The sequence below is a fragment of the Planomonospora algeriensis genome (genome assembly GCF_977012225.1).
The window spans coordinates 1-7,398 of the sequence record NZ_CDRNDK010000329.1; the positions used below are offsets into that span (position 1 = coordinate 1).

Annotated in this window: 4 protein-coding genes and 1 pseudogene; 1 reads left to right on the top strand and 4 read right to left on the bottom strand. The window is 76.1% G+C overall.

Translation table 11 applies throughout. The annotated features are described in order from the left end of the window. Positions 1–219 precede the first annotated feature (219 nt). Positions 220–456, top strand: coding sequence for a hypothetical protein (locus ACWJ6R_RS26350; RefSeq protein WP_449064812.1), 237 nt, complete (start codon positions 220–222; stop codon positions 454–456). Positions 457–657: 201 nt separating this feature from the next. Here ACWJ6R_RS26350 and ACWJ6R_RS26355 read toward each other — a convergent pair whose 3' ends face one another. The 4 genes and pseudogenes from ACWJ6R_RS26355 to ACWJ6R_RS26370 form a co-directional block, all read right to left on the bottom strand. Then, entirely contained in the window at positions 658–2,235 is a 1,578-nt protein-coding gene (locus ACWJ6R_RS26355) for a non-ribosomal peptide synthetase (protein WP_449064815.1), read from the bottom strand. After that, a pseudogene (locus ACWJ6R_RS26360) lies at positions 2,174–3,913 on the bottom strand (condensation domain-containing protein); the annotation flags it as partial. The pseudogene ACWJ6R_RS26360 and the gene ACWJ6R_RS26355, both read right to left, overlap by 62 nt. Next, positions 3,910–5,955 (bottom strand): non-ribosomal peptide synthetase, encoded by a 2,046-nt coding sequence (locus ACWJ6R_RS26365; protein WP_449064813.1) that lies wholly within the window; start codon positions 5,953–5,955, stop codon positions 3,910–3,912. The pseudogene ACWJ6R_RS26360 and the gene ACWJ6R_RS26365, both read right to left, overlap by 4 nt. Before the next feature lie 55 nt (positions 5,956–6,010). After that, a partial coding sequence (locus ACWJ6R_RS26370; protein WP_449064814.1) for a condensation domain-containing protein occupies positions 6,011–7,398 on the bottom strand: 1,388 nt, incomplete at its 5' end.

The window sequence follows — 7,398 nt, forward strand, 5'->3', positions numbered from 1 at the left end:
CGCCTCCGCGGCCGCCGCCGTCGGCGCCGGCTCGACAGCCCGCCTCGGCCACCCGCCGGCACTGCGCGCCGAGCCCCGTCCCCGGCCGCCCCTTCACCGTCTTCCTCCCATGGAGGACCACGACACCCGGCCGGAGCGAAGACCGGCCGTATCCCGGTGTTTCTCCCAGCAGAAAACGGACATGAGCCACCTTAATGCCATAGATTCTCGGGGGTGCTCATGAGTTCGAAGTCACGGCAGACGAAGGCCCAGCACGAGCAGCGGAAGACCTCCTCCACCCAGCGGAAGCAGGCCGGCCCCGTCCCCACCGGCGGCACGCCCTCCCGCGCGGGCAAGGCGAGCGGAGTGCACGGCGCCGACCATCCCGGCGGCAGCACTCAGGCACAGCGCATGGCCAAGCAGTCCCTCCCGCTCCGCCGGGGTCAGCGTTCCGGGTCGGGCCGCCCGTCATCCTGAGGGCGGTGCGGGAACGTCTGAGGGCGGCGTGGGGACGTCCTGACGGCGGGATGGGGACGTCCTGAGGACGTCCCGGCCGGGGGCGGGAGCGGCCGGCGTGACCGCTCCCGCCCCGGCCGGTGGCACGCGCCCGGCCGGAACCGGGAGCGGCGCCCGGCCGGTCCCGGTTCCGGATCCCGGCGGCGCCGGAGGATCCGGCGGTCAGCCGCCGAGCAGCTCCAGCGCCTCCTCGTCGGTCATGCCGGCCAGCTCCTCGATCAGCAGCTCCTCCACCGCGGCGGCCAGCTCCGCGATCGTGGCGCGGGCGAAGACGGTGCGGACGGGGACCTCCACGCCGGTCGCGCGGCGGATCCGTGCGGCCACCCGCGTGGCCAGCAGGGAGTGCCCGCCCAGCGCGAAGAAGTCGTCGAACACGCCGGGACCGGTGACGCCGAGCAGTTCCTCCCAGATCCCGGCCACCAGCTTCTCCGCGTCGGTGCGGGGCGGGACCCGCCCGGCGGCCGGGACGAGGTCCGGTTCGGGCAGGGCCGCGCGGTCGACCTTGCCGCTCGAGGTCAGGGGCAGCGCCTCCAGCCGCACCCAGGCGGCCGGGACGAGCTGCCGGGGCAGCACGCGTTCCAGCCGGGCGCGGAGCTCGGCCGGATCCGCCGTGCCGGTGAAGTAGGCGATCAGCTCCTCACCGCGGACGGTGACGAACGCCTGCCCCACCTCCGGATGATCGAGCAGCCTGCTCTCGACCTCTCCGGGCTCGATCCGGAAGCCCCGCACCTTGAGCTGGCCGTCCAGCCGTCCCAGGAACTCCAGCCGACCGTCGAGGCGGCGGCGGGCCCGGTCGCCGGTCCGGTAGCGGCGCGCGCCCGGCGGGCCGTACGGGTCGGGGACGAACACCGCCGCGGTCAGCGACGGCCTGCCGAGGTAGCCGCGCGCCACCCCCGCCCCGCCGATGACGAGTTCGCCCGCCGCGCCCGCCGGGAGCGGCCGGCCTCGTCCGTCCAGCACGTGGATCCAGGTCTCGCCGATCGGCCGCCCGATCGGCGGGCGGCCCGAGGCCGCGTCGGCGCCCAGGTCGGCGGCGGTGGCGATGACCGCGGCCTCGGTCGGCCCGTAGGTGTTGACCAGCCGGACCCGGTCGGCGAACCGGGTCCGCCAGCGTTCGACCGCCGCCGCCGCGACCTGCTCCCCGCCCAGGATCACCAGGCGCAGCCCGGGCGGCCAGGCCACCTCCTCCTGCTCCTCCACCAGCGCGTGCCAGTAGGCGGTGGGCAGGTCCAGCACGGTGACCCGCCGGCCCGCCGGGGTGGCGAGCACCTCCGGCAGACTGGTGGCCCCGTCGGGGAGCAGCACCAGCGCGGCGCCCGCCGCCAGCGTGGGGAAGACCTCCTCGACGTGCGCGTCGAAGCCGAGCGAGGCGAACTGGACCACGTGGTCGCCGGGGGCCAGGCCGTAGGCGGAGCGCATCCACCGCACCCGTGCGGTGACGGCCCCGTGCTCCACGACCACGCCCTTGGGGCGCCCGGTGGAGCCCGAGGTGGTGATCACATAGGCCGCGTCCGCCGACCGGACCGCCGCGGGCCCCGCACCCGCCTCCGTGATCGCCGGAGGCTCCGCGTCCGTCCCCGTGGCCGCCGTACGGGTACGGCCCGGCTCCGGGTCTCCGGCCGCCGGGCCGGACGGATCGATCGCGAGACGGCCGGGGGGGAAGGCTCCGCCGGGTGAGCACGTGGACGACCGAGGCGTCGGCCAGGGAGAAGGCGAGCCGTTCGTCGGGGTCGTCCGGATCGAGCGGCAGGTAGGCCGCGCCGGCCCGCCACACGGCGAGCAGCGCGACGATCGCCTCGACCGAGCGCGGCAGGCAGACACCGACGATGTCACCGGGGCGCACCCCGCTCTCCCCGAGCACGCCGGCCAGCGCGTCCGCGCGGGCCAGCAGTTCCCCGTAGGAGACCTGCGTCCCGCCGCAGACCACGGCCACCGCGCCGGGCGACCGCCGCGCGACCTCGGCGATCATCTCCGGAACCGTCCCGGCATCCTTCGGCGTCCCGGCCTCCGCGGCGCCCGGAGCGTCCGCGGCGTCTCCGGGGAGCCCGGCGGGCGCCGCGGCCCTGGCGACCCCGGTGGTCCCGGCGCCCGGGGCACGGCCGTCGCCGCCCGGCGGTTCCGTTCCTCCGGGCACGGCCTGGGCACGGATCTCCGCCTCGTCCTCCTCCGTCCAGATCCGCAGGTCCGAGATCGCGACGTCCGGCTCGGCCGCGACGGACTCCAGCAACCGGGCGAACCGCCCGGCCAGGCGCCGCACCGCCTCCGGGCCGAACAGCCCCGTGTCGCAGCAGAGCGAGATGTCCAGCCCGTCGGCGTCCGACCAGACCTCGACCAGCAGGTCGCTCTTGGCCTGCCGGAACCCGGCTTCGAGCCCGGTCACCTCCAGGTCCCCGAACGGCCGCCGGGGGCCGCCGTCCTGGGTGTGCAGGATCAGCATCGACGGCAGCAGCGACTCCGCCCGCCCGTCGAGCCGTTCGAACGGCACGGAGGAGCCCGCCATCGCGCCCAGGACCTCGCCCCGCATGCGGGCGATCAGTTCGGTGAAGGACGGGTCGCCGCTCAGGTCGCCCCGGAGGACCACCGTCTGGGAGACGTACCCGACCATCGCCTCCAGTTCGACCCGGTCCCGGCCCGAGAAGACGCTGCCGACCAGGATGTCGGTCTGCCCCGTGTGCCGGGAGAGCAGCACCTGGTAGGCCGCCATGAGCACGGTGAACAGCGTGGTGCGCCGCTCCCCGGCCAGCCGTTCCAGCCGCCGGGCCGTCGCCGGCGGCAGCCGCAGCCGGTGGAAGTCCCCCTCCCCGCTCGCCGTTCCCTCGCGGAAGGGCAGCTCCGGCGGCGGCGGGTCGGCCAGCTTCTCCCGCCAGTACGGCACCGCGCGCCCGGCCCGGCTCCGCTGCCAGAGGGCGTGGTGGACGGCCTGGACGGGCAGCGGGGCGAGCTGCGCCGGGACGCCGGAGACGCGGGCCGTGTAGCACGCGGCCAGGTCGTCCAGGATCACGTTGAGCGACCACCCGTCGGCGATGATGTGGTGCATCGTCACGCAGAGCACGTGCTCGTCGTCGCCGAGGCGGATCACCGTGATCCGCAGGGGCGGTCCCTGCGCCAGGTCGAACGGGGCGTTGGCCCGTTCGGCCATGATCAGGTCGGCCTCCCGGCGGTCCCGCGCGACCTGCCAGTCGACGGCGGCGGGCGCCGGGGGCTCGACCACGGCCCAGGGCGCCCCCTCCTCCTCGGTGAAGCGGGTGCGCAGGCTCTCGTGGCGGGCCAGGACGTCGTCGAACGCCCCGGTGAGCGCGGCCCGGTCGAGCGGGCCGCGCAGCGCGCGCACGAGGTAGAGGTTGTAGGCGGCGTTCTCCGGGTCGAGACGCTGCAGGAGCCAGAGCCGCTCCTGCGCCGGGGACAGGGGCGCCCTCATGCGCCCGGCGCCAGTTCGTCGAAGAGGGCGGCCAGTTCCTCGGCGCTGAGCCCGTCGAGCTGCTCGCGCAGCGCCGCCATGTCCATCAGGTCCGGCCCGTCGTCCGCTCCGTCGCCCGTACGGTCGAGCTCCCGGGCGAACCCGGCCACCGTGGGGTTCTCGAACAGCGCCACGATCGGCACCGCGACGCCGAACAGCACCTGCACCCTGGCGATGATCTGGGCGGCCGTGAGCGAGTGCCCGCCGAGCTCGAAGAAGTCGTCGTCGACCCCGACCGGTTCGTCCAGGCCGAGGACGTCGGTCCACATCGCGGTCAGCTCCTTCTCCTCCGGGGTGGACGGGGCCCGGTAGGGGGTCCCGGTGACCCGCGCCCAATCGGGGTACGGCAGCGCCGCGCGGTCCAGCTTGCCGTTGGGGGTGAGCGGCAGCCGGTCGAGGAGCACCAGGTGGGCGGGGACCATGTACTCGGGCAGGCTCGCCCGTAACCGGGCGCGCAGCACCGGCCAGAGACCGCCCGCGCCGCCGGTGTCCCCCGCACCGCCCGTGTCCGTTGCGCCACCGGTGTCCCCCGCACCGCCCGCCTCACCTGGGCCGTCCGGGCCCCCGAGGGCTCCGAGGGCTCCGGGTGCTCCGGGGTCTCCGGGGTCTCCCGCCGGGACGACGTAGGCGACCAGCCGGGGCAGCCCGTCCGGCCCCTCGCGCACGGCGGTGGCGGCCTGCCGTACCTCCCCGGCCGCGCGCAGGGCGGTCTCGATCTCGCCGAGCTCGATCCGGAAGCCGCGGATCTTGACCTGCTGGTCGGCCCGGCCCAGGTACTCCAGGCGTCCCGCGGTGCCGATCCTGGCCAGGTCTCCGGTGGCGTACATACGCGCGCCCGGCCGGCCGGAGAAGGGGTCGGGCAGGAAGCGGGCCGCGGTCAGGGCGGGCTGGCCGTGGTAGCCGCGCGCCACCCCGGCGCCGCCGATGTGCAGCTCCCCCACCTCCCCCTCCGGCACCGGGTCGCCCGCGGCGTCCAGCAGGTACAGGGCGGTGTCGGCGATCGGCCCGCCCAGGTCCACCGGGGCCGGGGAGGGCGGGACGGGACCGGCCGTGGACCACACGGTCGTCTCCGTCGGGCCGTACACGTTCCACAGGCGGGCGCCGCCGGAACCGAGCACGTCGGCGAGGTCGCGAGGGAGCGCCTCTCCCCCGCACAATCGCGTCCGGACCGTCTCCGGCACCCCGCCGGCCTCCAGCAGGATGCGCCAGGTCGCCGGGGTGGCCTGCATGACCGTGATCCGCTCCTCGGCCGCCAGCGCGCGCAGCGCCGGGCCGTCGGCCACCCGGTCGGCGGAGGCCACCACGAGCCGGGCGCCGCAGGCCAGCGGGAGCAGCAGTTCCAGCACCGAGATGTCGAACGAGAGCGTGGTGACGGCGAGCCAGCGGTCGGCGGGGGTGAGCTCCAGCAGGGAGGAGAACGATCCGATCAGGTTGGCCACCGCACCGTGCGGCACCGCCACGCCCTTGGGCCGCCCGGTGGATCCGGAGGTGTAGATCAGGTAGGCCAGGTCGCCCATCGGGCCGTCCGGGGCGGACGGGCCGCCCGCAGCGGGGCGCACGCCGGGGACCGTGCCGTCCGGGGCGAGCGCCAGCGTGCGGGGCGTCCCGCCGGGCAGCCGCGCGTCCACGCCGTCCTGGGTCAGCACCAGGCCGAGCCCCGCGTCCTCGCGCATCAGCCGGAGCCGGTCGGCGGGGAAGGCGGGGTCGAGCGGGACGTACGCGCCGCCGGCGGCCCAGACGGCCAGCACCGCGACCACCATCCCCACGGTGCGCTCCATGCAGATCCCGACCGGGACCTCCGGGCCCACGCCCCGCTCGCGCAGGAGCGCCGCCAGGGCGTCGACCCGCTCGTGCAGCCCGCGGTGGGTCAGTTCGCCCCCGGGCCCGCTCACCGCCACCGCGTCGGGCGTCAGGTCCCGGCGGCGCCGTGTCAGCTCCAGCGTCGTCAGCGGCGGCGTCGGCGTTGTCGGCGGCGTTGTCGGCGGCGTTATCGGCGTCAGCACCGTTCGTCTCCCTTCCATCTCGGATCCGCGGCCGGATCCCCGTGCCGGGTCCACGTCAGCCGCCCGCCAGCTCGGACAGCCGGAGGTCCGGGTCGGTCCCGGCGCGTTCCAGCAGGCCGGTGAAGACGCGGGCGAACCGCCGCGCGGTCTCCGGCGTGAACAGGTCGCAGCCGTAGTCGAGGACCCCGCCCAGTCCTTCGCCCGCGCGCCAGGCGTCCACGGAGATCTCCGCCCTGGTACGGCCCGCGGCCGGAACCGGGTAGACCTCGACCTCCAGGTCCCCCATCGACGTGCGCAGCAGGTCGTCCTTGGGCATGTTGTGCAGGTTGAACATGGCCTGCAGCAGCGGCGGGCGGCTCAGGTCCCGCGGCAGGCGCAGCGCCCCGAGGATCTGCTCGAAGGGCGCGTCGGCGTGCTGGAGCCCGCGCAGCAGGGTGACGCGAGTGCGTTTGAGCAGCTCCCGGAAGGTGGGGTCGCCGGACAGGTCGGCGCGGAGCACCAGGGTCGTGGAGAAGTACCCGATCAGCGGGGCCAGCTCGGTCCGGCCGCGCCCCGCGACCGGCACCCCGACGCAGAGGTCGTCCTGGTCGGCCAGCAGCCCGAGCGCGGCCTGGTAGGCCGCGACCAGGGCCATGAACAGCGTGCAGCGTCCCTGGCGGGCGACCTCCTCCAGCCGGGCGACCGTCTCGCCGGGCACCAGCAGGGGTTCCTGCCCGCCGCGTCCCGTCCACCGGGCCGGGCGGGGCAGGTCGCCCGGCAGGTCCAGGACGGGAACCCCGGCCAGGGTGCGGGTCCAGTACTCCAGCCGGGCCGTGCGGTCGCGCCGCCTGTCCTCGACGGCGAAGTCGGTGTACTGCATCGGCAGCTCCTCCAGCGCGGGTTCGCGCCCCTCGCGCCGGGCCGCGTAGCACTCGGCCAGCTCCCGCATGAGGACGTCCAGCGACCAGCCGTCGACCACGATGTGGTGCAGGACCAGGCACAGCAGATGGGTCCCGTCGTCCAGCCGCAGCAGCGCCGCCCGCAGCGGCGGGTCCGCCGCCAGGTCGAACGGCCGGTTGATCAGCTCCACCACGGCCGGCGCCGGATCCCCGGCGACCTCGGCGAGCTCCAGCGGGACCGGCCCGGCCGGCGTGACGACCTGCACCGGGCGGTCGCCGGCCAGCCGGAACCGGCTCCGCAGCACGTGGTGCCGCCCGGCGACGCGGGTGAGGGCCCCGGTGAGGGCCCCGGCGTCGACCGGGCCGCGCAGCCGTACGCACCAGGGGGTGTTGTAGACGGTGTCGGCCGGGTCGAAGCGGTTGAGGAACCAGAGCCGTTCCTGGCCGAAGGAGAGCGGCCAGGAACGGTCCGCCTCCGTTTCCTCCGTTCTCTCCGTGCCGCCGCCCGCCGGGGCCGTCGCCTGCCCGCCCAGCGCCGTCCCGCCCAGCGCCGTCCCGCCCAGCG